25 protein-coding genes and 2 pseudogenes are annotated in these 24,281 nt (G+C 72.1%); 12 read left to right on the plus strand and 15 right to left on the minus strand.

Features of this window, described 5'->3' with window-relative positions:
* Positions 1 to 162 precede the first annotated feature (162 nt).
* Positions 163 to 597 carry an ATP-binding protein gene (locus QFZ64_RS10545; RefSeq protein ID WP_307064624.1) on the minus strand — a complete coding sequence of 145 codons (435 nt, stop codon included), beginning with the start codon at positions 595 to 597 and terminating at the stop codon, positions 163 to 165.
* 310 nt (positions 598 to 907) lie between these two features.
* Here QFZ64_RS10545 and QFZ64_RS10550 point away from each other — a divergent pair, with 310 nt between their 5' ends.
* From QFZ64_RS10550 to QFZ64_RS10565, 4 genes are all read left to right on the plus strand, one after another.
* Positions 908 to 1,789: a helix-turn-helix transcriptional regulator gene (locus tag QFZ64_RS10550; RefSeq protein ID WP_307064625.1), complete on the plus strand. Its 882-nt coding sequence runs from the start codon at positions 908 to 910 to the stop codon at positions 1,787 to 1,789.
* 104 nt (positions 1,790 to 1,893) lie between these two features.
* Positions 1,894 to 2,112 carry a DUF397 domain-containing protein gene (locus QFZ64_RS10555; RefSeq protein WP_030379652.1) on the plus strand — a complete coding sequence of 73 codons (219 nt, stop codon included), beginning with the start codon at positions 1,894 to 1,896 and terminating at the stop codon, positions 2,110 to 2,112.
* A 120-nt stretch (positions 2,113 to 2,232) separates the two neighbouring features.
* Positions 2,233 to 3,060, plus strand: coding sequence for an SAM-dependent methyltransferase (locus QFZ64_RS10560; RefSeq protein ID WP_307064626.1), 828 nt, complete (start codon positions 2,233 to 2,235; stop codon positions 3,058 to 3,060).
* 21 nt (positions 3,061 to 3,081) lie between these two features.
* Entirely contained in the window at positions 3,082 to 3,456 is a 375-nt protein-coding gene (locus tag QFZ64_RS10565) for a MazG-like family protein (RefSeq protein ID WP_307064627.1), read from the plus strand.
* A 113-nt stretch (positions 3,457 to 3,569) separates the two neighbouring features.
* Here the strand turns inward: QFZ64_RS10565 and QFZ64_RS10570 are convergent, their stop codons facing one another.
* Both QFZ64_RS10570 and QFZ64_RS10575 read right to left on the minus strand, forming a co-directional pair.
* Positions 3,570 to 5,552: an FHA domain-containing protein gene (locus QFZ64_RS10570; protein ID WP_307064628.1), complete on the minus strand. Its 1,983-nt coding sequence runs from the start codon at positions 5,550 to 5,552 to the stop codon at positions 3,570 to 3,572.
* Positions 5,553 to 7,060: 1,508 nt separating this feature from the next.
* Positions 7,061 to 7,909 (minus strand): annotated as a pseudogene (locus QFZ64_RS10575) (serine/threonine-protein kinase); the annotation flags it as partial.
* Positions 7,910 to 8,148: 239 nt separating this feature from the next.
* Here QFZ64_RS10575 and QFZ64_RS10580 point away from each other — a divergent pair.
* Positions 8,149 to 8,610: a signal peptidase I gene (locus QFZ64_RS10580; protein ID WP_373430582.1), complete on the plus strand. Its 462-nt coding sequence runs from the start codon at positions 8,149 to 8,151 to the stop codon at positions 8,608 to 8,610.
* Positions 8,611 to 8,751: 141 nt separating this feature from the next.
* Here the strand turns inward: QFZ64_RS10580 and QFZ64_RS10585 are convergent, their stop codons facing one another.
* From QFZ64_RS10585 to QFZ64_RS10595, 3 genes are all read right to left on the minus strand, one after another.
* Positions 8,752 to 8,988: a DUF1918 domain-containing protein gene (locus tag QFZ64_RS10585; protein ID WP_307171560.1), complete on the minus strand. Its 237-nt coding sequence runs from the start codon at positions 8,986 to 8,988 to the stop codon at positions 8,752 to 8,754.
* Between the two features lie 156 nt (positions 8,989 to 9,144).
* The gene (locus QFZ64_RS10590) at positions 9,145 to 10,362 is read right to left on the minus strand and encodes a 4-hydroxybenzoate 3-monooxygenase (protein WP_307064629.1); all 1,218 of its coding nucleotides are present in this window, start codon (positions 10,360 to 10,362) and stop codon (positions 9,145 to 9,147) included.
* A gap of 199 nt (positions 10,363 to 10,561) precedes the next feature.
* Positions 10,562 to 11,458, minus strand: coding sequence for a helix-turn-helix transcriptional regulator (locus QFZ64_RS10595; RefSeq protein ID WP_307064630.1), 897 nt, complete (start codon positions 11,456 to 11,458; stop codon positions 10,562 to 10,564).
* 183 nt (positions 11,459 to 11,641) lie between these two features.
* On the opposite strand from QFZ64_RS10595, the gene QFZ64_RS10600 reads away from it, so the two are divergent.
* On the plus strand, positions 11,642 to 12,847 hold the full coding sequence (locus tag QFZ64_RS10600; RefSeq protein ID WP_307064631.1) for a phosphatidylserine/phosphatidylglycerophosphate/cardiolipin synthase family protein: 1,206 nt from the start codon (positions 11,642 to 11,644) through the stop codon (positions 12,845 to 12,847).
* A 105-nt stretch (positions 12,848 to 12,952) separates the two neighbouring features.
* On the plus strand, positions 12,953 to 13,462 hold the full coding sequence (locus tag QFZ64_RS10605; protein WP_307064632.1) for a hypothetical protein: 510 nt from the start codon (positions 12,953 to 12,955) through the stop codon (positions 13,460 to 13,462).
* A gap of 57 nt (positions 13,463 to 13,519) precedes the next feature.
* Here the strand turns inward: QFZ64_RS10605 and QFZ64_RS10610 are convergent, their stop codons facing one another.
* Both QFZ64_RS10610 and QFZ64_RS10615 read right to left on the minus strand, forming a co-directional pair.
* Entirely contained in the window at positions 13,520 to 13,711 is a 192-nt protein-coding gene (locus tag QFZ64_RS10610; protein WP_307064633.1) for a DUF397 domain-containing protein, read from the minus strand.
* A complete protein-coding gene (locus QFZ64_RS10615) occupies positions 13,708 to 14,601 on the minus strand; it encodes a helix-turn-helix transcriptional regulator (protein WP_307064634.1) in 894 nt (297 codons plus the stop codon). Before QFZ64_RS10615 ends, QFZ64_RS10610 begins: the two co-directional genes overlap by 4 nt.
* A 343-nt stretch (positions 14,602 to 14,944) precedes the next feature.
* Here QFZ64_RS10615 and QFZ64_RS10620 point away from each other — a divergent pair, with 343 nt between their 5' ends.
* Together QFZ64_RS10620 and QFZ64_RS10625 are read left to right on the plus strand one after the other, a co-directional pair.
* Complete coding sequence (locus tag QFZ64_RS10620; RefSeq protein WP_307071644.1) at positions 14,945 to 15,169, plus strand: DUF397 domain-containing protein; 225 nt, start codon at positions 14,945 to 14,947, stop codon at positions 15,167 to 15,169.
* 115 nt (positions 15,170 to 15,284) lie between these two features.
* Entirely contained in the window at positions 15,285 to 15,755 is a 471-nt protein-coding gene (locus tag QFZ64_RS10625) for a hypothetical protein (protein ID WP_307064635.1), read from the plus strand.
* A 17-nt stretch (positions 15,756 to 15,772) separates the two neighbouring features.
* Here QFZ64_RS10625 and QFZ64_RS10630 read toward each other — a convergent pair whose 3' ends face one another.
* On the minus strand, positions 15,773 to 16,846 hold the full coding sequence (locus QFZ64_RS10630; protein WP_307064636.1) for a hypothetical protein: 1,074 nt from the start codon (positions 16,844 to 16,846) through the stop codon (positions 15,773 to 15,775).
* 355 nt (positions 16,847 to 17,201) lie between these two features.
* On the opposite strand from QFZ64_RS10630, the gene QFZ64_RS10635 reads away from it, so the two are divergent.
* The gene (locus QFZ64_RS10635) at positions 17,202 to 17,456 is read left to right on the plus strand and encodes a hypothetical protein (protein WP_307064637.1); all 255 of its coding nucleotides are present in this window, start codon (positions 17,202 to 17,204) and stop codon (positions 17,454 to 17,456) included.
* Positions 17,457 to 17,589: 133 nt separating this feature from the next.
* On the opposite strand, the gene QFZ64_RS10640 is transcribed toward QFZ64_RS10635, so the two are convergent.
* Positions 17,590 to 18,912 carry a hypothetical protein gene (locus tag QFZ64_RS10640; RefSeq protein ID WP_307064638.1) on the minus strand — a complete coding sequence of 441 codons (1,323 nt, stop codon included), beginning with the start codon at positions 18,910 to 18,912 and terminating at the stop codon, positions 17,590 to 17,592.
* 250 nt (positions 18,913 to 19,162) lie between these two features.
* Between QFZ64_RS10640 and QFZ64_RS35330 the strand changes: the two are divergent.
* A pseudogene (locus QFZ64_RS35330) lies at positions 19,163 to 19,452 on the plus strand (3'-5' exonuclease); the annotation flags it as partial.
* Between the two features lie 24 nt (positions 19,453 to 19,476).
* Here QFZ64_RS35330 and QFZ64_RS10650 read toward each other — a convergent pair.
* The 4 genes from QFZ64_RS10650 to QFZ64_RS10665 all read right to left on the minus strand — a co-directional run bounded on the left by QFZ64_RS10650 (position 19,477) and on the right by QFZ64_RS10665 (position 22,525).
* The gene (locus QFZ64_RS10650; RefSeq protein WP_307064639.1) at positions 19,477 to 21,180 is read right to left on the minus strand and encodes an N-6 DNA methylase; all 1,704 of its coding nucleotides are present in this window, start codon (positions 21,178 to 21,180) and stop codon (positions 19,477 to 19,479) included.
* 115 nt (positions 21,181 to 21,295) lie between these two features.
* Complete coding sequence (locus QFZ64_RS10655) at positions 21,296 to 21,586, minus strand: hypothetical protein (protein ID WP_307064640.1); 291 nt, start codon at positions 21,584 to 21,586, stop codon at positions 21,296 to 21,298.
* Complete coding sequence (locus QFZ64_RS10660; protein ID WP_307064641.1) at positions 21,586 to 22,029, minus strand: hypothetical protein; 444 nt, start codon at positions 22,027 to 22,029, stop codon at positions 21,586 to 21,588. Before QFZ64_RS10660 ends, QFZ64_RS10655 begins: the two co-directional genes overlap by 1 nt.
* A 31-nt stretch (positions 22,030 to 22,060) precedes the next feature.
* Entirely contained in the window at positions 22,061 to 22,525 is a 465-nt protein-coding gene (locus QFZ64_RS10665; RefSeq protein WP_307064642.1) for an SHOCT domain-containing protein, read from the minus strand.
* A gap of 427 nt (positions 22,526 to 22,952) precedes the next feature.
* On the opposite strand from QFZ64_RS10665, the gene QFZ64_RS10670 reads away from it, so the two are divergent.
* The gene (locus tag QFZ64_RS10670; RefSeq protein WP_307064643.1) at positions 22,953 to 23,642 is read left to right on the plus strand and encodes a potassium channel family protein; all 690 of its coding nucleotides are present in this window, start codon (positions 22,953 to 22,955) and stop codon (positions 23,640 to 23,642) included.
* 15 nt (positions 23,643 to 23,657) lie between these two features.
* Here QFZ64_RS10670 and QFZ64_RS10675 read toward each other — a convergent pair whose 3' ends face one another.
* Positions 23,658 to 23,855 carry a hypothetical protein gene (locus tag QFZ64_RS10675; RefSeq protein WP_307064644.1) on the minus strand — a complete coding sequence of 66 codons (198 nt, stop codon included), beginning with the start codon at positions 23,853 to 23,855 and terminating at the stop codon, positions 23,658 to 23,660.
* Between the last annotated feature and the right edge of the window lie 426 nt (positions 23,856 to 24,281).

Raw genomic sequence — 24,281 nt, forward strand, 5'->3', positions numbered from 1 at the left:
CCTTGGCCGGATCACGCCGGTGCGGTCGTGTCCGTGACCGTGTCCGTGACCGGATCGCTCCGGTACGGTCGAGCCCCTGGCCGGATCGCTCCCGTGCGGTCCGGACCGGTGGTGCCCATGCCCGAACCACTCCGGTGCGGCTCCGCCCGCCCCCCCGGCGGCTCACGCCGTGAGCGTCGCCCAGACCGCGTTGCCGCCGGTCAGCCTCGACCGGCAGACCCCCCACCCGTCGGCGAGCTGCTCGACGAGGAACAGTCCCCGGCCGCCCTCGGCGTCACTGCCCGGCCGCGACCCCGTCATGTCCGCGCTGCCGCCGCCGTAGTCGTGGTCGTGCACCTCCAGCCGTACGCGGCCCTCCCCCATGAACCCGACCCCGCACAGGATGCGCGCGCTCAGCGTGTGCCGTATCGCGTTGGTGGCCAGCTCGGAGACGAGCAGCACGGCGTCCTCGCACAGTTCCCCGGGCAGCCGCCATCCGGTCAGCCGCGCGCCCACCGAGCGACGGGCGACTCTGACGCTGGTGCGGTACGCCGGGAGTTCGAGCCAGTGCGTGCGGTCGGGGTTGGCTACGTCTAAGAGCTCGGGGGACGTGGTCACGGGGGAGGTTGTCGCGTGGGGGGACACGATGGTCGCCTTCCGTCGGGCCGGCGGACGCAGTCGGAGCAGGGTGGTCCGGGTGGGCGGGTCGAGCGTCGGGGCGTGAGCGAGCGCGTGACGGACCGCCGCCGGACTGGTCGTGTCCGTCGGCCGGCGTCACACAAGTAACTATGCTCGCGGGTGAGTTCAGGCTGCAACCGGCTCGCTGATATTTTCACCCAGCAGATGTCGGACAGTTGTTTTCGGTCTGGCGCAATCAGCCAAGTCACTGTCATGCTCATACTGTTGACGGCTCCTCAGGAGGTTGGTCGTGAGTGACTCCCGTTCGGGTACGGGTGGTTCGGGCGGGAGCGCGCCCACCGTCCTCCGGATGATCCTGGGCCGGCGGTTGCAGGAGCGACGGCAGGACGCGAACGTCTCCCTGGAGACGGCGGCCAAGGCGCTGCGCGTGACGTCCCTGACCATCCGCCGGCTGGAGAAGGCGGAGGTCGCGCTCAAGCCGCTCTACGTGGAGAAGCTGCTCGAGACGTACGGGGCCGACCCGCAGGAGATCGACGAGTTCGTCACCATGGCCGACAAGGCCAACGAGCCGGGCTGGTGGCACCCGTACCGGGACGTGCTGCCGAACTGGTTCAGCGCGTACGTGAGCCTGGAGAGCGGGGCGAAGACCCTGCGCACCTACGAGCCGCAGTACGTCACGGGGCTGCTCCAGACCCACGACTACGCCAAGGCCATCCTGCGCGGCGGCTTCCCCAACGACAGCGAGGAGGACCTCGACCGGCGCATACGACTGCGGCTGCGCCGGCAGAGCCTGCTGGAGCGGCCGGACGCCCCCGTGTTGTGGGTGGTGCTGGAGGAGGCCGTGCTGCACCGGGTGGTGGGCGGCCCCAAGGTCATGCGGGAGCAGATCGAGCGGCTGCTGGAGGTCTCCGAACTGGAGCACGTCAGCGTCGACGTCGTGCCGTTCGCCGCGGGCGCGCACACCGGCGCCTGCGCGCCGTTCACGTACTTCCGGTTCGAGGAACCGGAACTCCCCGACGTCGTCTACAGCGAGATCCTGTCCGCCGCCGTGTACCTGGACCAGCGCTCCGACGTGGTGACACACCTCGAGGCGCACAACCGGATGTCCCTTCTGACCTCGTCCGCGGAGAGCAGAGCGCTCCTGAACCAGATGCGCAAGGAATACTCATGAGCACCAGCAAGAGCAGTGCCCGCAGTGTCCACAGCACGCACGCCGCGCACGCCGCGCACGGCGCGTACGGCGCACATGACGCCCACACCAGCGTCTACAACGGGATGCCCGCCCTCGACCTCGGCGAGCAGGGCTGGGAGTCCCCGTGGAGCGGCCCGAACGGCGGTCAGTGCGTGCAGACCAAGCAACTCTCCGACGGCAGGGTCGCGGTGCGGCAGTCGACCGATCCGGCCGGGCCCGCCCTGATCTACACCCCGCAGGAGATGGCCGCGTTCGTCGCGGGCGTCAAGCGGGGTCTCGCCGACCACCTGGCCGCAGGCTGACGGACCGACCACGTCGGTCCCCGCACGGGGACCACACCGGGACCACGCCGGGACCACGCCGAACGGAACCGCACCGCACCGCACAGACCTGCACCGAAAGGGACAGAGGGAAGGGACGAAATGAACACCTCGCACACGGCCCGGGAGATAGACACCAGCCGGCCCCACTCCGCCCGGATGTACGACTACTACCTCGGCGGCAAGGACCACTTCGAGGTCGACAAGAAGGCCGCCGAGGCCGTCGCGGAGGCCTACCCCGGCATCTTCGTGTGCGCCCGTGAGAACCGCGCCTTCATGCACCGCGCCACCCGGGTGCTCGCCCGGGAGCACGGCATCCGCCAGTGGCTGGACATCGGCACCGGCATCCCCACCGAGCCGAACCTGCACCAGGTGGCCCAGTCGGTGGTCCCGGAGGCCCGGGTCGTCTACGCCGACAACGACCCCCTGGTGCTGAAGTACGCCGAGCGGCTGATGCGCAGCAGCCCGCAGGGGCGGACCACGTACATCGAGGCGGACGTCAACAACCCCGAGGCGCTGATCAACTCCTCCGAGCTGGCCGCCGTCCTGGACATGGACCAGCCGGTCGCGCTCTCGCTCAACGCCCTCATGCACTTCGTGACCGACGCGCAGGACCCGTACGGCATCGTGGAGGGTCTGCTGGCCGTCCTCCCCACGGGCAGCGCGCTGGCCCTCAGCCACTGCACCCCGGACTTCGACCCGGAGACGTGGGAGAAGGTCACCGCGATATACACCAACGCCGGGACACCGGTGCGGTTCCGCGCGCGGGAGGACGTCGCCCGCTTCTTCGACGGGCTCGACCTGCTCGACCCGGGAATCTCCGTCGGCCACCGCTGGCGCCCCGACGCGGGCACGGGCGCCGAGCAGGCGTCGGAGCCCCCCACCGACGCCCAGGTCAGCCTGTGGACCGGGGTCGGCATCAAGCGGTGAGTCGACGAGCGGGGTGAGCGGGTGAACGGGGAGGGCACGGCGGCGGACGCGGCGGGCGCGGCGGACGGTCTCTGGCGGTCCGTCGACGACCTGTGGACGTGGCTGGAGGCCGCGAGCCCGGTCGGCGGCCGCGAGGGGCTGCTGCTGCGGATGCTGAAGCTGTCGGAAGAGGTGGGCGAGGTCGCCGAGGCGGTGATCGGGGCGGTCGGCCAGAACCCCCGCAAGGGCGTCACCCACACCTGGGACGACGTCCGCGCGGAGTTGTGCGATGTCGCCCTCACGGCGCTGGTGGCGCTGCGCACGCTGACCCCGGACGCCCGCGGGACGTTCGAGTCCCACGTCGCCGGGGTGGCCCGCCGCTCACTCGGGCCACCGGCCTCGGGATCGGATGCCTGACACCTGAGGTGTGAGGCCCCTTTTCCGTCCTCTGTCTGTTCCTTGTCTTCTGTCTGGTCCTCGTCTTCGGTCCGGTGCTCGTCTCCGGTCTGGTCCTGGTCCTCCGTCCGCGCTCAGCCGCGCGGGCCCGCCACCGGTGCCGACGGGCCGGGCTCGGTGCCGAGGACGCGGGGATCGCGCGGGACGCCCGGGGCGTCGAGGGGGTCGCTGGGACGGGGGACGTAGACGGGGGCGTCGGACTGGTAGAAGAGGTCGATGTCGACCTCCTCGCCGCCGACGATCAGGGTGTCCCACGCGCCGCTCTCCCGGAGCGTGCGCAGGGTCGACGGGGCGAGCGCCGACAGGTGGGCGCGCAGTTCCTCGTCGCCGGGCAGGCCCGGCATCCGGGGGGCGAGCCGTTCGCGGATCGCGGACATGCGTTCCAGCAGCCCGTCCAGATCGGCCCCGCCCGCCTCCGCACCGGCACCGGCGCCGACACCGCCCTCCGGGAGCGGCTCGGTGCTGTGGGCGATGATGTCCTTGATGGCGCGGGTGACGCCCTTGTCGTCGGTGGCGACCATGGCGTTCCACGCCCGGCTCTTGTGCCGGTACTGCAGCATCGACATCGCGGCCTCGTGCCGGATGAAGTCGGCGTCGCGCAGCGGCCGGCCCCGCCACACCCGGCTGAGCGAGCGGGCCAGCGACGTGGCGGAGGCGAGGCCGCTGTTGAGGCCGCGGCCGGGCCAGAAGTGGATCGCGTTGGCCGCGTCGCCCAGCAGGAAGCCGTAGGTCCCCGGGCCGGTCGCGGTGGCGCGGCGGAGCTCCGCGGTGAACCGGGGGCGCTGCACCATGTCCAGCCGGAAGGAGGTGATGGCGCTCAGGTCCTCCTCCGGCACGCCGAACATCCGCAGCCCCTCCTGGATCCGCTTCCACAGGACGGAGCCGCGCAGCAGCGCGGGCAGGAAGAGGGTGCCGTGGGTGGGGCAGACGAACTCGTTGTCCTCCTGCCGGCTCATCACGCAGGGGCGCGCGGCGACGCAGTCCGCGAACACCTGGCGTTCGGGGTCGATGCCGACGACCGCCTTGGCCTCCTCGCGGGTCAGCCGCATGTTGAGGAAGCCCTCGCCGCGCAGCGAGTTGAGCAGGAACCGGTTCTGCGAGACGGTCAGCAGGACGCTCGTCGGGTCCGGCAGCGGCGACTTGACCCGCAGGCCGAGCACCAGGTCGTGCAGGTGCTCGCCGTCGAGGGAGTACACGGAGGAGTCGGCCCGGCCGAAGCGGTCGATGTAGTGCTCACGGGTGCGGGAGCGGCCGCCGTCGCTGATCACCAGGACGTGCTCCCCGGCGAGCCGGGTGTCGTGCTCCTCGACGTCGAGCCGGCGCGGCACCAGCCGGATCGCCGGTTTCCGCGCGGCCAGTTCCAGCAGCCGGTCCTCGATGTAGGCGATCCGGATGTTGCGGGGAGGCCGGCCGCCCACGGAGTCCGGTCCGACGGGCCACATCTCGGAGAACTCGCCCGCCCCGAACAGCGCCTGGCGCATCTCCTCGGTCAGCGCGAGGTACTGCCGGCTCTGGATGGTCACCACCTGCTGGCGGCGGACGTTGCCCTGTGTCTCGTCCTTCCAGACCACGGCGTTGTCGGCCCGGGTCCACCGGCCGTCGTACACGGTGAGGGCGACGTTGCCCGCCAGCGCGTCCTCCAGCAGCAGGGCGAAGGCGAGACCGACCGGTCCCCCGCCGACGACCGTGACCCGCAGCCGGCCGGGGTCGGCCGCGGCGGCGGGCGGCAGATCGGCCTGGGAGAGGTCCATGACCGTCTCCATGGCCTCCTGCGTCTCGTAACGGAAGGTCTCGTCGCCTATCCGGATCACGTCGCCGGAGACCAGCACGTGCCGCGTGACGCGCTGGTCGTTGACGTGGGTGCCGTTCCTGCTGTCACGGTCGTGGAGGACGTGGACACCGTTCTCCACGACGATCTCGGCGTGCAGCCGGGACGCCTTGGTGCTGACGATGACCACGTCGTTGTCGCTCTTGCGCCCGAACCGCAGCGGAGCGGTGCCGAGCAGCACACTCTGACCACTGAAGGGACCGGTACGTCCCACGATGACCGACGACACTCAAGACTCCTGGGGGCGAAGGGGTGGTGCGGGGTGAAGGGGTGGTGCGGGGTGAAGGGCGCTCGGGGCGCCCCGGGAGCCGTCGGGCGCCGCGCGCCGTTCCGTCACTCGCATGTCAGGGTGAACGGCACCGTGTCGGACACCGTCTGCCGTTCCGACCGGATCTCGACGCCCATCGCGCTCGACAGCGTCCCCGACTGCGCGTACGTCGTCACGCTCACCGATTCCTGGTGGGTACGGGGGCCGTCCGCCGCGAAGGACAGCTTCCGCCAGGCCCGGTCGACCACCGTGCCGCCCGAGGACACCCAGCGGTAGGTGAACGTCGTGGGCAGCTTCGTCACCTCGAAGGTGGCCGTGAAGGTGGGCGCCTGGCCCTGCGGGGGCGGGCAGCTCCCGGCGTACGTGGTGTGCGTGCCGGTGACGGAGACGGTCGCCGGGGGCGGGGCGGCGCCGCCGTTCTCGAGAGCCGTGCCGCCCTGGCCCTGGTCCTGCCCGGTGGCCGTACCCGCCGTGGCGGTGCCGGCCTTGGTGTTCGTGCCGCCCTTGTCGCCGTCGTCGCCGTGGGTGGCCAGGGCGTATCCCAGTCCGCCCGCCAGCACGACGAACGCGGCGGCCGCCGCACCCCACACGTACGCCCCGCCCCACCTCCGGGGCCGCCCCGGAGGGGTGCCGGGGGGCGCCGGGGGCTCGCCCTGCGGACCGCGCGGGGCCGGCAGGGCGTCCGCGGTCACCGTGGGCGCGGCGGCCGGGGGCGACCCCTGCGGGGCGACGGGCACCTGGGCGACGGGGGCTGCGGGAACGGGCGTCGCCGGGGCCGAACCCTGTGGTGCGGCGGGCGCGTCGGCGGCCCCGGGGCCGGCGGGACGCGCGAGGGCGGTGCGCGGGTCGACGGCCCGGGAGCCGGAGCCGCCGGAGACCGGTCGGCCCGCGGCCGTGGTGGCGGCGGTAGCGGCGGCCGTCCCGGCGGCGGTGACCGTCGTCCTGGCGTCCGTGGCCGGGGTTTCGGCGGCGGTGACCGTCGGCTCGACGGCCGTGACCGGGGTCCCGACGTCCGTGACCGTCGGCTCGACGGCCGTGACCGGGGTCCCGACCTCCGTGACCGTCGGCTCGACGGCCGTGACCGGGGTCCCGACCTCCGTGACCGTCGGCTCGACGGCCGTGACCGGGGTCCCGACCTCCGTGACCGTCGGCTCGACGGCCGTGACCGGGGTCCCGACCTCCGTGACCGTCGGCTCGACGGCCGTGACCGGGGTCCCGACCTCCGTGACCGTCGGCTCGACGGCCGTGACCGGGGTCCCGACCTCCGTGACCGTCGGCTCGACGGCCGTGACCGGGGTCCCGACCTCCGTGACCGTCGCCTCTACGGCCGTCGCCTCGGCGGTCACTCCCGTGTCCGCCACCGTGGACTGCACGTCCGTACTCGGCGCATCCGTGGCCGCCCGCGCATCCGTACCTGGCCTGCCGGTGACCGGTGTTTCCGGGTCCGTCCGTTCCGTGTCCGCGTCCGCCGTGCTCCCGGCCGCCACGAGCCGCAGCTGCTCGGCCGTCCGCTCGGCGGAGGTCCGCTCGGCGGGGTCCTTGCGCAGCAGGCCCTCGATGACGGGGGTGAGCGGCCCGGCGCGGTGCGGGGCGGGCGGTGCCTCGTCGACGACCGCGCGCAGCGTGCTCAGGGTGTTCTCGCGCCGGAAGGGCGAGCGGCCCTGGACGGCGGTGTGCAGCAGCACGCCGAGCGACCACAGGTCGGTCGCCGGCCCCGGCGGACGGCCCAACGCCTGTTCCGGCGCCAGGTATTCGGGCGAGCCGACCACCTCGCCGGTGAGCGTCAGCGCCGTGTCGCCCTGGACCATGGCGATGCCGAAGTCGGTGAGGATCACCCGGTCGTCGTCGCTGAGGAGGACGTTGGCGGGTTTCACGTCGCGGTGCAGCACCCCGGCGTCGTGCGCGGCGCGCAGCGCGGCCAGTACCTCCGCACCGATCCGGGCCGCCTCCCGGGGCGTCAACGCCCCCTGGGAGGCGATCAGTTCGCCGAGCGAGCGGCCGCGGACGAACTCCATCACGATCCACGGGCGGTCGGCGTCGATGACCACGTCGTGCACGGTGATGACATTGCGGGCGGCGATGCGGGCCGCGGCCCACGCCTCCCGCTCCAGCCGGGTGTACATCCGCTCGACCTTGGCGGCGGGCAGCCCGGCGGGCGCGCGCACCTCCTTGACGGCGACCTCGCGGCGCAGCATCTCGTCGCGGGCGCGCCACACGGTTCCCATGCCGCCCGCGCCGAGCGGGGACAGCAGGCGGTATCGGCCGGCCACCAACCGCTCGTCGGTCGTGTCCGGGGGCACCGCGTCCTGGTCCTGCATGGGGCGACTCTCCTCGTCTCCTGGGCGTGGGCGGGCTCACCGAGCCAGGAGGACCCACCCCGCCCCCACCGCCGAAGCGTTCGCCCGCCCTGTCAAGTACACGCGGAACAGGGGAAGTTCGGTTGGTGGCAGGATAACAACGCGGCCACACCTCATACGAACACCTGAGCGGGCAGTACTGCACGGGACGGGTGCGCAACGGGCACTGCGCGCGTCCGGCGGACTGCTAGCGTCCCGGCATGGAGAACGGCGAACGCGGGGACGACGGGGCGTACGCGAACCGCAACCACGCGCACGCGGCCGAAGACGGGTGTACGGACGACGGCGTGTACGTGGGCAGCGCGGGCAAGGACGCGGTGCTGGACCGGGGCTGGCTGCTGGGCCACTTCCGGGAACCGGGCGACCCCCGCCACAGCGACGCCGTCGAGGTCAAGTGGGGTGTCCACCCGCGCGGCGAACGCCGGGCCCAGTGGGTGGAGGGCGAGGTCCGCACCGCCCTCCTGGTACTGATCAGCGGCCGCTTCCGCATGGAGTTCCCCGGCCGTGACGTGCTCCTGCAGGAGCAGGGCGACTACGTCGTCTGGAGCCGGGGAGTGGACCACTCCTGGGTTGCGGAGGAGGAGTCGGTGGTGCTGACGGTGCGGTGGCCCTCCGTACCGGGGTACGCGGTGCCACAGCCGCCGCGGGAGCAGGAGGCGTGAAGAGACTCGATACGGCCCCCCTCACCCCTCCTAGGGCCTGTTGCGAAAGTCCCGCCTGCCCTCCGGGCGGACGACGGGACTTTGCAACAGGCCCTAGGAGGGCCGCACCCTTCACACCCGCGTAGCCCCGGGTCGGGCGGCCTACACCCCGCGGTCCTCGCGCGGCGTCCCGTACCCCTCGTGCTCCCTGTGAGGGACGTGGTGGACGTGCGCGTCGGGCCCGGGGACCACGACCGACACCTCCTCCGTGCCCGACCACCGCACGTCGTACGGCGGGGTGCCGTCCCCGTGGTGGAGCCCCACGATCTCCCCGTCCCGGCGGGTCGCGCCCGACTTGGTACTTTCGACGACGAGCTGGTCGCCGACCTGAGCTCGCATGGTCGTCACCCTCTCTCGTGATCGGCGGAACGGCACCCCTGCCACCGGCCCGTCCCCGTCCCCTCCAGCTTCGTACAGGTTGGGGGCCGCCGCCAAACGATCCCTGGGCCTCTCGTTTGGATCATTCCGGCGTCGCGGGGTCCGGCACGAAAGACCCTAGTTGACGCCGGCGGTGAGTTCGCCGAAGAGTCTGTTCGCGGCGTCGGAGGTGAACTGGCGCTGCAGTTCGGCGCGGGCGATCTGCTTGCGGAACTCGCCCTCGTGACGGGTGTCCCCGGCGTTGTGCATGACCTCCGTGATCCAGGTGGCGAACGCCTGGTAGTTCCAGATGTGGGGCAGGCAGGTCTCGGAGTAGGTGTCGAGGAGACCGCGGTCGCCCTCCTTGACCGCGCGGATGACGGCGCGGGCGAAGACCTGCGTGTCGTGGAGGGCGAGGTGGATGCCCTTCGCGCTCATCGGCGGGACGATATGGGCGGCGTCCCCCAGCAGATACAGCCCGCCGTGACTCATCGGGTCGAACACCACGCTGCGCAGGGGGACGATCCGCTTCTCGACGATCTCGCCGGTCGGCACGGGTATCTCGAAGCGGGCCTCCAGTTCGCTCCAGATCCGCTCGTCCGGCCACTGCTCGGCGGTGTCCTCGACCGCGCACTGCAGATACAGCCGGGTGGCCTGCGAGCCGCGAGGGATCATGCCGGCCAGACCGCGCGGGTGGATCGCCATGGCCGCCGGGTCGGTCGGGACGGCGGCCAGGACGCTGAGCCAGTTGTACCCGTACGCGTGGGAGTACTCGGTCAGCGCGGCGGCGGGGATGCTGCGCCGGCTCACCCCGTGAAAGCCGTCGCACCCGGCGACGAAGTCGCAGTCCAAGGCCCGGTCCACGCCGTCGGCGTCCCGGTACCGCACCACGGGGCGCTCCCCCGTCAGGTTCTCCGGGGACACGTCGGCGGCCTCGTACCGCAGATCCCCGCCGTCCCGGAGGAAGACGTCCGTGAGGTTGCGGACAAGCACCTGCTGGGGGCAGTAGAGGGCCTCGTCGTTGTCGTCGCCCATGTCGGCCGACATGGCATGGCCGTCGATGTAGAAGTCGAAGTCGCTCTCGGGTACGGAGTCGCCCGCGAGGACCTCCTCCAGGCCCCACTCGCGGAACATGCGCACGCCGAAGGTGTCGATGGTCCCGGCGCGCTGGCGTCCCTCGACGTAGGCGCGGGAGTGCTTCTCCAGCACGACGCAGTCGACGCCGTTGCGCAGCAGGAAGTTGCCGAGCGTGAGACCGGCGACACCGGCCCCGACGATGACGACGGTCGTGTTCTCGTGGGTGGTGCTGTCGTGGGGGGTGCTCTCGGGGGTGGTGCTGTCGTGGGCTGAGCTCATGTGCGTGTACGTCTCCGGGCTCGCGGTGGTGGCCGGTCACGGCGGTGGCGTGACCGGGGGCGCCGGCCTGACGGGCGCGGCGCTCGGTCCCCACTCTCGGACCCGCGCTCCCCCGCCGACCACCGGTGATCGCACACCGGATACCGAAAACCCGCCAAGCTGCGACCGGCTACGACGCACCGCGAGGGGCTACGACGGGCTACGACCGGGCGCCGCGCAGCCCCGCCCGGTATCGGCCCGGTGTCTGCCCGACCATCTCGGTGAACGCGTCGATGAAGGTGGAGGGGTTGGACCAGCCGCACACCACAGCGGTGTCGGTGACGGACAGGCCGGCGGCGAGGTGGGCGAGGGCATGGTGGATGCGCAGTGTGGTGCGCCAGCGGTGGAAGCTCATGCCCAGCTCGGCGTGGAACAGCCGGCTGAGCGTGCGCTCGCTCGCGCCCACCGTCCGGCCCAGCGCGGCCAGGGTGGCGGGCCGGGCCGGGTCCTCGTGGAGGAGGGCGGTGACGGTGCGCAGCCGGTCGTCGCTCGCCTCCGGAAGGTGCAGCGACTGCTCGGCGGCATCGGCGAGTTCGTCCACGAGGACGGCGAGCAGCCGCCCGTGCGCACCCGGCCTGCGCTCCTTCCCGCCGGTGAGCGCGAGCAGCGCCTCACGCAGCAGCGGGCTGACCGCGAAGACGCTGGGATGGTCCACGAGCTGCCCGCACAGGTCGAGCGGGACGGTGAGGAGACGCACGTCCGTCTCCCCGTAGAAGCGGTGGGAGTGGGCGAACCGCGGCGGCGTCCAGGTGACCCTGTTGGCGGGCGCGACCCACGTCCCCCGTGCCGTCGCCGTGGCCAGCGCGCCCGAGGCGGCGTACACGAGCTGGCCCCTGGTGTGCGAGTGCGGCTCGAGGACGAAGCCGTGCGGGAGGCGGGCGGCCCCGCGCGACGTCCCCTTCCGGTACTCGACGGACTGGGCGTAGTCCGGTTGTCGGTCCGGGTGCCGATCCATGTACTGCGGCTCCCGGGCCACGGCGGGCACGGCGGACGCGGCGGACGCGGCGGACGCGGCGGACGCGGCGGACGCGGCACGCTCCTGGCGGTGTTCCGGCATGGTGGGCCACTGTACGACCGGTCCCGAGGGCGGAGTGGTGACGGGGCGACGCCCACTGCGGCCGAGGACCCGCACACCGCTTCGAAGGGGTCGGCGCGGGCAGGTACTGAATACACTCCCCGGTGCCCGACGGCGTACGGACGGGTTCTCCGGGACAAGCCCTCTCTCAGTCAAGGACCCTTCATGACCGTCGCCGAACAGCGCCCCCACGTCGACCGTGCCGGAACCGGGACCGGGGCCGGTGTCCAGCGGCTGCGCCGCCGCCTGGAGCGGCTGATCGGCGTCGCCGCCACGGAGGGGAACGAACTGATCGCACTGCGCAACGGGGACGAGATCTTCCCCGCCATGCTGGAGGCGATACGGGCCGCCGAGTACACGATCGACATGATGACGTTCGTGTACTGGCGGGGGCAGATCGCCCGCGACTTCGCCGCCGCCCTCGCCGAACGGGCCCGCGCCGGTGTACGGGTACGGCTGCTGCTGGACGGCTTCGGCGCCAAGCGGATCGAGCAGGACCTCCTGGACGACATGGACGCCGCCGGCGTGCAGGTCGCCTGGTTCCGCAAGCCGCTACGGCTGTCACCGCTGAAGCAGAACCACCGCTGCCACCGCAAGGCCCTGATCGTCGACGAGCACACGGCCTTCACCGGGGGCGTCGGCATAGCCGAGGAGTGGTGCGGCGACGCCCGCAACCCCGACGAGTGGCGCGACACCCACGTCAAGGTGCACGGCCCGGCCCTGGACGGCATCGCCGCCGCCTTCGCCCAGAACTGGGCCGAGTGTCACGACGAGCTGTACGACGACCGGGACCGTTTCACCGAGCACGCCCAGCCCGGTACGTCCGTCGTGCAGGTGGTGCGCGGGTCGGCCAGTTTCGGCTGGCAGGACATGCAGACCCTCATCCGCGTCATGCTGACCTCCGCCGAGCAGCGCTTCCGGCTGGCCACCGCCTACTTCGCCCCGGACATCTACTTCATCGACCTGCTCTGCGCCACCGCCCGGCGCGGTGTGCGGGTGGAGATCCTGCTGCCCGGCCCGCACACCGACCAGCGCGCCTGCCAGTTGGCGGGCCAGCACCACTACGGCCGCCTGCTCGACGCGGGCGTCGAGATCCACCAGTACCAGCCGACCATGATGCACGCGAAGATCATCACGGTGGACGGCCTGGCCGCCCTCATCGGCTCGACCAACTTCAACCGGCGTTCCATGGACCACGACGAGGAGGTCATGCTCGCCGTCCTGGACCCGGAGTTCACCGCGGGCCTGGACCGCGACTTCGACGCCGACCTGAAACGCAGCACGACGATCGACCGCACCCGCTGGCACCACCGCGCCGTCCGGCAGCGCCTGCGCGAGACGGCGGTACACCCGATCCGCCGGTTCCTGTGACCAGATGAAGGTGGACGGGCAATATGCTGTTGACGATGTCAACACTGTCATGCCATCTTTGAGGCCGAGGGGCATGCCCCACCGCTCAGCCAAGGAACAACGCACGTGGTTCGTCGAAGCCAGAGCAGCAACCCCCGATCGGTCGTCGTCCTGACCTCGGGTACGGACTGGGGCACCCGTGCCGCCAAGCAACGGCGGAGCAGCGGGGCCGAGGCCGAGATACCCCGGCGGCAGCCCGCGAAGATCAAGGCCTTGCACCAGGCCCTCGACCTGGCCCGCACGGCGATCGGCAAGAAGAAGTGGCACGCGGCGCGTTACTCGCTCAGCAGGGCCCGCGCCCTCGTCAACGCCCTCCCCGCCGACGTGGCCCCGCTAGAACGCGAGCAACTCGCAGCACTCCGCAAGAGGTTCGAGGCGCGCAATACGCCGGCCGCGAAGATGGCCAGGCAGGCGAAGGCGACCCCGGCCGAGCAGACGGGCGGCAAGAAGCCGGCCCCGAAGAAGAAGCGCACGGCGGAGAGCACCACCCCGGAACCGAAGCCCGCGCCCGTGCGCGACCTCGGTGACCGTTTCATCGACCGCGCAGCGCTCGGCTACGAGGCCAACGGCTCCTGAACGCGGTGAGGCGTGCCGCCCGCCACCCCGGCAGCGGACGGCACGCCCTCGATCCGCTCATCGCTCCGACGCGAACCGTACGAACTGGCCCCAGCCCTCGCGGCCGACGGCGAAGGCCGGGCGGTTCACGTCCTTGGAGTCCCGTACGTGGACGGCCTGTTCGGCGATCGCAACCTCAACGCAACTGTCACCCTGGCTGCCGCTGTAGCTGGACTTGAACCAGGCGAGTTCCGACGTACCGCTGTTCATAGCTCTCCTCGAAGTCGCTCCAGCAGGTCCCGGGATTCCGTCGGGTTCAGGGCCTGCGAGCGCAGTGTGTCATAGCGTTGGCAGAGCAGAATCATCTCTTTCGGGTCGGAGATCAGCCGACCGTTCTGCTGCCCCTCGGAGTACCCGAGTCGCCGTCCCTCGGAGGTCTCCAGGATCTGCAAGGGCCCGTCCAGGCACGCGTGCAACCCAGCCCCCACCGGCACCATTTGAAGCGTCACGTTGCGCGGAGCGGTGAGCTCGAGGACATGGTCCACCGACCCGCGCATCGCCTCCGCGTCCCCGAACCCCCGCCGGAACACGTGCTCCTCGACGATGAAGCTGAACGGCACCGTCGGCCGCTCCCGCATCATCACCTGCCGCTCCATGCGCGCGGCAAGCTGCACCTCCAGCTCCTCGTCCGTCCGCAGCGGAATCGTGCCCTCGAACACGGCCCTGGCGTACTCCTCCGACTGCAACAAGCCCGGCACCAACCGGCACTCGTACGTGCAAAGACTCACCGCCTCCCGCTCCAGCCGCGCCCACCGCCGGAACCACGCCGCCAACCCCGCCTCACCCCGCGTGAGGTGCCGCGCGGCCCTGCGCAGCGCCCCCGTGTTGCCGAGGGCCTCCTCCGCCCGCTCGACGAACCCCTCGTCCGGCATCCGGCGCCCCAGCTCCACCGACTCGACCGTGTGCCTGGAGTACTGGACCCGGGCGGCGAGGTCGGCCCGGCTGAGCCCCGCGTGCTCGCGCAGCGCCTGGACGAACGCGCCGAACGTCCGCAGGCTGTCGGACGGATGGGGCTCGCGTTCCCAGTCCCCCACCGGAACCGCCGCCCGCGTACCGGCACTCCCGGCCGCCGCCTCCCCTTCGACCCCGACCACGTCCATCCCGTCGCCCCTTTCCTGTCGTGCGCGCACCGCACCGCTCAACCGGCGCTCACGCCACCCGCGTACACCCCCAGCCTGACGGACAATCAGATGTACCGTCCACTCTTCGTGTCCGTACGCTGACTCACCGTACGGGGTGCCACACTCGTCCCCGCCCCCGTCCGACCGCCACTCCGAGGTCACGGAGATCCGGGAGACCAGGTCCGCCCACACCGCTGACCAGCGGAAACAGCGGGGCGGGCGCCCCGGGCCCCGTGCACTGCCGCCCACCGAGGGCGGCGGGCGGCCGGACCCGGCCGCGTCGGACGAGCGGGAAGGCGCAGTCATGGCAGTCATGGCAGTCATGTGGAGCGGAAGCGACCTGTACGCGCTCGACATCGGCGGGGCCTCGTTCACGAAGGCGCGCGGAGGCCCCTGCACGGAGGGCTGCGTGACGCTCGCGCGGATCGGCGAGGACGCGTGGGCGCTGGGCGACAGCAAGCGGCCGCAGGCGCAGCCGCTGCGGTTCACCACAAAGGAGCTGGACGCCGCCGGTATCGACCCGGCGCGCTTCGGCCTCGGCGCCTGACCGACGTCCCTCCCCCTCCCCGCCCTCCCCTCCCCGCCGTCGGCCGGACCGGGCACTGCCCCGCGTCCGGCCGGTGCCCCTCACCACGGAAACGGAAACGGGAACGGAAACGCACGTGCGGCACCACCACGCCTACCTCTGGACCGGCCCGAAGGCGCGCTTCGACGACGAAGCGCTGCGACGGCCCCCGCACCCCGGCCCGCCACCGCCCGGGAGCAGGCCGGAACTGATCGAGCGCTACCGCCAGGTGGCCGCCGAGTTCCGCACGTCGGACCTCCCGCCGCTGGAGACGGCGTACTGGCTCGTCAAGCCGCGCTCACTGGTCCGGAGCACGTGGGACGAGCCGAAGGAGGCGGCGGACCGGCTCGGCGAACGCCTGGCCGAATACGCCCCCCGCTTCGCGACGGAGCCCGACCGGGCCCCCGCCCGCCTGACCCGCCTGGTGCAGACCGCCACCGAACGCCTGCACGCGGGCGCCGACGTCTCGTACGGCTACTACCTGGACCGCCCCACGTACCTCACCCTCGCCGTGGTGACGTGCACCCCGAACCGCGCGACCCCCCAACTCCCCTGCCCCTGCGCGTAGTCGGGGGGCCGGGCCGTTCACTGGATCAGGTCGGTGTGCGGGTGCTCGGGGGAGGTGGGGCAGACGTAGAGCTGCATGTTGTCGGCGCTGCCCACTTCCACTCGCGTCGGCTGCGCGGGGGACAGGCCGGCGAGGTGACCGGGGGCGTAGGCGGCGGCCCGGTCCTCCCGCGGCGCCCAGCTGCGCGTACCACCGTCCCATTCGAAGGAGGCGATGGTCAGCAGCGGGACCATCCGGGCCTCGCAGACAGCGCAGTACCGGGGGTACGGGTCGGTGCGGCCCCACGGCGGCCAGCCGCCGACCTTCCAGCCGGGAGCGTCGGCCAGGTTGCCGTCGTAGAACTCCGGCGGGTACTCCTCGTACGAGCTGTCCACCACCGCACCGGCTGCCTGCCATCGGCTCCAGTCCCCCACCATCTGCCGCAGCTCCGGGCTCAGATCGAGGCTGTCGGGGTACTCGGTGATCATTTCCGGTGCCAGCAGACACGGCTCCGGCACGTAGCCCGGGTAGTTGGCCTCATACGGTTCGGGCGGTGCGGCGAGGACGTCGCCGACCGAGGCGGCGGAGCGCCAGAACACCGCGGTCGCGGGCTTCCAGTCCGGCTCGTGGTCGTAGGGGCACCAGAGGACCTGGAGCAGATCGGCCTCTCCGGGCGGCCGCAGCAGGGGCACGTCGCGCAGATACAGCTGGGCCACGGGCAGCAGGGGGACCGGGCACTCGGCGGGCAGGGGAGGGCCGGCGTCGAGTCGCTCCGCGAGCCTCGCGGCCTTCCGCTCCATGGCCGCCTCCTCCTCGGGCGTGAACGAGGGGCCGTAGGGGTCCTCATGCCGCCGGGCCCGCCGGTGCCTGTCGAGCCGCACCTCTGCCGGTGACTCGCGGAACCCGCTGTCACCGTGCAGGTGCGCTTCCTCGCAGTGCGGCCAGGGCGCCTCGGCCGGCCACAGCAACGGTCCCCCGACGGAACTGTCCTCGACCGAGGGCGATCCCGGGCGGGGATGCAGCCGGATCGCGGGACGCGCCAGCGGAGCCAGTTCGGGAAAGAGCTCGGTCACCTCGACAGGCCGCGGCGGAGTCGTACGTACGAAAACCATGCCGGCGATCCTGCCACCCACCACCGACAGCGCCCCCGGACAGACGGCCGCCCCCCGCCCGCGCGGCCCGCCCCTCCTCACCTGCGTCACCCCATCACCAGGATCACTCAATAAGGTGATCGACCCTCAAAAACCTACAAGCGTTCCCGTCCAGTCCATAGGTTCGCTTCCTGCCCAACGCCGATCACGGCACCTGCACGACCCCTCGCCGAGCACGGCCCGGGCAGCGAACACGCCCGGAAATTCTGGAGGAACGTGATGGAAACCCGGTTCAACCCCAGGCGAGGCACCATCGTCGGCGAGGCACGCATCGCCGGACGGGAAGAAGGCATCGTGAAGGGCCCGGCTCCTCGCGGTGACCGCACCGCACACCTGGGACGACCCGCCGGACCTCACCGAGCGGGCCGAACTCGTCGTCGCCGAACTGGCCTCCAACGCCGTCCTGCACGGGCTCGTCCCGGGCCGCTGCCTCCGGCGCTCACGCTCGCACTCGACCGGTCCGCCGGCCGACTCCGCATCGAGGTCACCGACGCCCGCGGCGACCTCCGCCCCCTCCCCCGCCCCGCGCCCCCCACACCCGACCCGCTCGCCACCGCCGGCCGCGGCCTGACCCTCGTCACGGCCCTCACCGACCACTGGGACTGCGTCCCGTTCCCACCCAGCGGCAAGACGGTCCGGGCGGTCCTGACGACACCGGCCCTCGCGTGACGGCGCCGACGAGCCGGGCCGCGGCTCGCGCGCGCCTACGCCCGCACGGGCAGCGCGGGGAACACGACCACCGAGCCGTCCCGGTCGCGGGCGATCTCGATCGCCACGTCCGCCGGACGGCCGTCGGCCGCGACGCCGTCGCCCAGACCGCGGATCCGGTACGCCGTGCGCAGCAGCCGGTCGACCTCGCTGGTCATGAGGACGGGCCGCACGCTCTTCGGGCGGGCCAGTTCCAGCGTCGACAGGCGCAGCAGCACTCCGGAGAGGCCCGACTCCAACTCGTTGAGCCGCTGTTCGTCGTCCCGGAGCGTGCGGGTGAAGTTCTCGAACAGGTTGTCGGGGTCGCTCTGGGCCGCCTCGACCGCCTGGAGGACGTTGACCCGCCGCTTCAACGCGAGTGCGAGACCCGCCAGTTCGAGGTGGGTGCGGAACGTGCCGCCCTCCTCGTCGATGCCGGGGAACGCCTCGCTCAGCGTGCCGATCTCGACGGGCTCGCCGTCGGGGAGCTTGTCGAGCGCGTTCCGCCAACGGGTCAGTCGGATGTCGGCCCTGCTCAGTGCCGTGTCGATGGTGTTGACCGCCGTGTCCAGACCCAGGGAGGCACCGAGCTTGCCCTGGTCGAGCAGGATGGCCGTGGCCTTGTCGATGGCGGGGCGGCAGCCGTTGAGCGAGCTGTGCTCGTCGTCGAGCTTGTCCTCCTGGAGCTGCTCCAGCAGGTCCGTGATGTGTGCGATGGCCTGCTGGCGCTTGCGGTCGGCGTGCGCGCTCACCCCGACCGCCACGGCCATGAGCACGAGCGGAGCGGCCACGGTGAGCAGCGCGCCCCCGGCGGCCGCCGCACCGGCGGTCGCCCCGGCACCGCCGACCGCGCCCGCCGCTGCCACTCCGCCGACCGGCAGAAGCGTCGCGTTGGCGGCGAACTGGCCCGTCGCGGTGTGCACGAGAGTGCCGTGGAACCCGCTCGTCGACCCCTTCGGCACCACCCAGCGAACCAGCCCCTGCCCGAACTCGGCGGCGACCTTCGCGGGGACCACCACACGGCACAGGAGCTCGCCCGAGGCCGTCGCCTTGGCGGCCGTGGCGGACGCCTTCGCCGACTGCGTGAGGAGCTGCGACAGGTGCTGTGCCAGCGGGCTGGCGGCATCGAGAGGGATGCCCCGGCTGCGGTCGAGTTTGTCGGGCATCGGATGCGCCTCAAGCGTGGCGATCGGTTGCTCGGCCAACGCGGCCAGTACGCCGCGCAGTTCACCCAACCGCTCAGCGCTCATAGGCCCGTCCCCGATCACCGCGGGCACTTGGACATCGCGTGTCGCCAGCATCCAGACCGGGACGCTCTCCGCCTTGCGGTAGTCGATCATCTTTTCCCCCTCGGCCGACACACGCCGGCCCACGGCCGACGTGTCACCAAAATCGTAGATCGCCTGATGCGCCCGTTCCCCCGGAGAGCCGACCGCCTGTGGCCCGCAGCCGGTACCCACGCGGCTCTCCGGACCCTACGCCGTCCGAATATTCGTTGACAACGTCAACATGTTGCCGCTGGACGGTGGTCCGGGACGTCGAGTGCGACTCCTCCTCGGCCGCCGCCGCGCCGGTGTACGGCTACGGCGCGCCGCGGGCGTCCCGGTGACGCGGTCAAAGGGCAGGTCGCGCCGGGCGCGGAGGGCGTACGGCCTGCGACGGTGCAGGCGATGAAGGGGCTGGAGTTCCGCGCGGTCTCCGTCCTCGGCGTCACCGAGGGCACCGTCCCGTTCACCCGCGAGATCACTCCACGCGAGGCGGACCCGCTCCAGCACGACGCCGACCTGCTCCGCGAACGGTGCCTGCTCTTCGTCGCCCGCACCCGCGCCCGCCAGGCACTGAGCCTGACGTGGAGCGGCACCCGGAGCCCGCTCCTGCCGGGCACGGCCCGACCGGCCACCCGCTCACTTCTCCTGCTGCTGCTTCTCCTGCTCCTGCGGTGGGGCCAGGGCTCCCGTGGCGATGCCCTCGCGGGCGACCTCGGCGAGCCGCCGGCTCAACTCGCCGATCTCGCGCACCCCTTCCTCGAACGCGGACAGTGCTCGGAAGGCGGAACCGTACCGGCGCTGCTCGTCGATGGTCATGCGGGGAATGCGCGAACCCCTGCCGTCGAGACGGTAGGTCCCGCCGGCGGTCGTGGAGCGACGGGTGTTGAGGGAGCTGCGCAGGAACCCCTGGAGGTAGTCGGTGTCGAGTTGTTCGCTGGCCGACACCGGCATCGGACCGTCGTACGCGACGAGCCCGGCGCGGGCGAGATCCGCCACGCTGGTGGTGGCACCGGCCGGTGAGCCCGGCCCGCCACCCGCCGCGAGCTCGGGCAGGACGGCGGCCAGTCCGCGGACCCTGTCCTCCAACTCCTCGCGCAGGGTGGCGTATTCACCCGCGTAGTCCCGTTCCCGGGGCCGGAGGTGGCTGCCTGGGGTCAGGTCGACGATGTCGTCGAGGAGCTCGATGAGGGGCACCTCGGCGACCTGGTCGGGGCCCGGTTCGAGGCTGCCGTCGGGGCTGTTGCCGGTCAGGTCGACCATGCGCACCGTCTGGTGGGTGTCCGTACGTGCCGCGCTCTCGGGACGCCGCAGACACCACAGGTGGACGGGCAGTGCGTGCGAGGTCGCCGTCCCGGGCGGCAGGGCGACCACTTGACGCACGATGCCCCGGCGTACGAGTTCCGACCGGATGCGGCGGCCCGCCTTGCGGTAGGCGACCGATGCGGGCATGACCATGAGGACGTGGCCGCCCGGCTCCGTGTGCGCGTAGGCGTGCTGGAGCCAGGCGAGTTCACCCTCGGCCTTGGACGGGGTGCCGAGTTCCCAGCGGGAGTCGAGCAGCAGTTCCTCCCGCCCCCACTCGGTCACACCGGCCGGCGGATCGCAGACGACCAGCTGTGCCTTGAGGTCCGGCCACGCGTCCGCGCGCAGTGAGTCCCCCGCCATGACGCGCACGCCCGACCGGCCCAGGAGTTCGGCGCGCAGCTGCGCGAAACGGGAGCTGTCCGCGTCCAGCTCCTGTCCGTAGCAACGCGTCCCCGCCTCGGGGGCCACGGCCAGCAGCAGCACCCCGATGCCGCCGGCCGGGTCGAACACCGTGGCGTCGCCGGGCAGTTCGGGGGCGAAGTGACGCACCGCCCGCACCACGCGTTCGGACGTCACCTGGTCCGACCCCGCGCGCCGAGCGGAGTCCAACAGCCGTTCCGTCAGCCCGTTCACGAGAGTGACGGGCGTTTCGGTGCGCGCCAGCTCCCGTACCCGGGTGGCGATCTCGTCCGGCAGCTTTGCCCCGGGTACTCCGCCGGGCGCCGCGTGCTCTTCGCGGAGCGCCGCGGCCACCGCCGCCAGCCCCGTGACCATCTGCTCCCCGTACACGGCCCGCAGGGTCTGCCAGAGCTCGACCTCGGGCGACACCTCCTGGCCCTTGCGCTGCCTGTCCAGCCATTCCTGGACTTCGGCGAGCGCGAAGAGCGGACTGTTCGCGGCGCCTCCCGCCGGTGCGGGGAAGTCGTCGTACCGCCGACGCCAGTTGGAGACGGCGGCCCGGGTGACCCCGGCCAACCGAGCGATCTCGGCACCGGTGACAAGGGGCCCGGCCGAGGAAGCGGAATCATCCGTCATGATTTCCAGCGTACACGGGCAGTCGATTTCGACTAAAGATTACATACGTCGACATCGTACACACGCGTGCGTCTGTGTTTTGTGTGCAGTTTGTTTCTTCTGTGCCGCCGCGACCTCATCGTGAGTGCCGGTGCGACCGGCGTCGCACCGTGAAGACGCAGGCGAGGACGCCGAGGGCCCAGGCGATCAGGAGGGCGCCCCACAGGGGCATCGTCACCAGGGGAACGAGGAGGCGGATCTCGACGTTCGAGCGGTTCTCGAAGATGAAGACCAGGGCGATCGCGGTGATCACGGCGAACGGCAGGAGGCGGCGGACCGCGGGGCGGGAGGAGTACGACCCGTCCGTATGCACCTTGTCCGCGTGCGCCCTGCCCGTGTGCGCCCTGCCCGTGTGCGCCCGAGTCATCAGTTGTCCCTCCTTCTCGTCGCTTCCCCTGCTCGCGGTCCGCTCGTCACGGCGCACAGGGCCCAGATGATGAAGCCCGAGACGGTGATCACGACGACGGACCACACCGGGTAGTACGGCAGGGAGAGGAAGTTGGCGATGATCACCAGGGCCGCGATGGCGACGCCGGCGACCCGCGCCCATGTCGTCGGCCTGATCAGCCCGGCGCTGACGATCATGGCGACGGCGCCCAGGGCGAGGTGGATCCAGCCCCAGCCGGTGAGGTCGAACTGGAACACGTAGTGGGGTGTCGTGACGAAGACGTCGTCCTCGGCGATGGCCATGATGCCCCGGAAGAGGGTGAGCAGGCCGGCGAGGAAGAGCATCACTGCCGCGAAGGCGGTCAGACCGGTCGCCCATTCCTGCCTGCCGGTACGTGCCGGATGAGTGTGTGCCGCGGTCATCTCGTACCTCGATTCATGGGATGCGGGTGTGTCAGCGGGCGGAGGCGCCGGTGCCTGCCGTGCCCGCGCGTTCCGCCGGGCCCCGACCGGAGAGGACCAGGTCCTTCGCCCTGCGGAACTCCTCGTCCGTGAGAACGCCCTGGTTACGGATCTCGGAGAGCCGGGCCAGCTCGTCCACACTGCTGGACCCGCCGGCCGCGGTCATCCTGATGTAGCTGTCGGCCTCCTCCCGCTGCGCACGGACACGCATCGCCTCCCGGCGCCCCATGTTCCTGCCGCGGGCGATCACGTAGAGGAACACGCCCAGGAAGGGCAGGACGACGCAGAGCACCAGCCAGCCGGCCTTTCCCCAGCCGCTCAGGTCGTCGTCCCGGAAGATGTCGGCGACGACACGGAAGAGCAGGGCGAACCACATGATCCACAGGAAGATCACCAGCATGGTCCAGAAGGCCCCCAGCAGGGGGTAGTCGTAAGCGAGATACGTCTGTGCGGTCATGTCCGACCTCCGTCCCGGGCGGTGCCCGGCCGTCGTTCCGTACGACTTCAGGGTGCTCACGGGTCCACCGCGCGGCCTCACCCGGCACGGGTGAGTGGGGGCGCCTCCGCGGGCCGCCGCGGCGGGCTCGGCCGGGCCCTGGCGAGCCGGCCGGCAGGTCCCGCCGGTCCCGGGGCGCGGTCGTGGCGCCTCCTCATGGGGCGGCCGGCCGGCACCGGGTCGCCCGACGGACGGGGCGGTCGGTCGGTGGACGCCAAAACGTCCGTACGCGTCCGTTCCAGTGTCGTGGTCCGGCATCGAGGTCCGGGTTCACCCGCCAGGGGTGATCCCGGCCGGGCGCCGGGGCATGGAGGTGGAGCCGGGGACGGGATCGGCCCACCGATCCGGACGGCGGCGAAGGAACCGTGACGGGACGAAGAGACCTGAGATGAGTGAGACGACCACGCACGACGGGGACCGGACCCCGTCCGGGCCGGCCGGCCACGGCGGGCACCGCTCCCGACGGGCCGCCGCCGTCACCCTCGTGCGCGCCGTGTTCATCGCCGCCGGCCTCGTCGCCGCCTACTACCTGCTGCCGCTGGACGAGCGGCTCACCGTCGGCACGTCGGTACTGCTGGCATGCGGCCTGTTGGCGGTCCTCCTGGTGTTCACCTGGGAGGTGCGGGCCATCACACGCTCTCCCCACCCGCGGCTGAGAGCCGTCGAGGGCCTGGCGGCCACGCTGTCGCTGTTCCTGGTCCTCTTCGCCGGCTCCTACTACCTGCTGGACCGCTCCGCGCCCGGCTCCTTCAGCGAACCGCTGGCCCGGACGGACGCGTTGTACTTCACCCTGACCACGTTCACCACCGTCGGCTTCGGAGACATCACGGCACGCTCCCGGACGGGGCGCATCCTCACGATGGTGCAGATGATGGGAGGGCTGCTGCTCGTCGGGGTCGCCGCCCGGGTGCTGGCGAGCGCGGTGCAGGAAGGTCTCCACCGGCAGCGACGGGACCACACCGACCCCGGTGAGGGACCGACGGAGCAGGGGCCGACGGAGCAGGGGCCGACGGAGCAGGGGCCGACGGGGCAGGGGCCGACGGGGCAGGGGCCGACGGGGCAGGAAGCCGGACCGTGACCGCCCCCGGCGCCGTCATTCCGGAAGCTGCCGCATCTCCATGACGCGCAGACCCAGCGACTGGCAGCGCACGAGCAACCCGTACAGCTGGGCCTCGTCGATCACGGTGCCGAACAGGACGGTCTGGCCCGACATCACGACGTGCTCCATCTCCGGAAACGCGTGCGTGAGCGTCTCCGACACGTGTCCCTCGACTCGGATCTCGTAGCGCACGAGCGGACCTTCCACCGGCCGGGCTCGGGACACCGCCCCGGGTCTCGGCGCGGGCCTCGGCGCGGGCGGTGCTTCTGTGACGATCGTGCCCCTCGTCGCCCCCCGGTGGCCTCCCCCGCTACAGGTGACCGCGGCCGTGGTCCCAGTGCGTCGACGCGATCCCGAGAACGACGATCACCAGGCCCAGCAGTACGTCGACCGCCCGCGGTGGTGACCACCGGCCGTCGCATGGGGCCGTAGACACCGCCCGCGCGGTCCGCGCGGTCCGCACGGGCCCGGTGGTCGGCCCGGCACCCCCTCGGTCCGGGGCCCGTCCGGCCCCGCTCGTACCTTCGGACACCAGGTTCTCCCTCTTCTCCCTCCGCGTCCTCACCGCGCGGCAGGGCCCGCTCTCTCCCCCCCTCGACGGACCCGGACCACGCGCTC

The sequence above is a fragment of the Streptomyces sp. B3I8 genome, assembly GCF_030816915.1.
Taxonomy (GTDB): Bacteria; Actinomycetota; Actinomycetes; order Streptomycetales; family Streptomycetaceae; genus Streptomyces.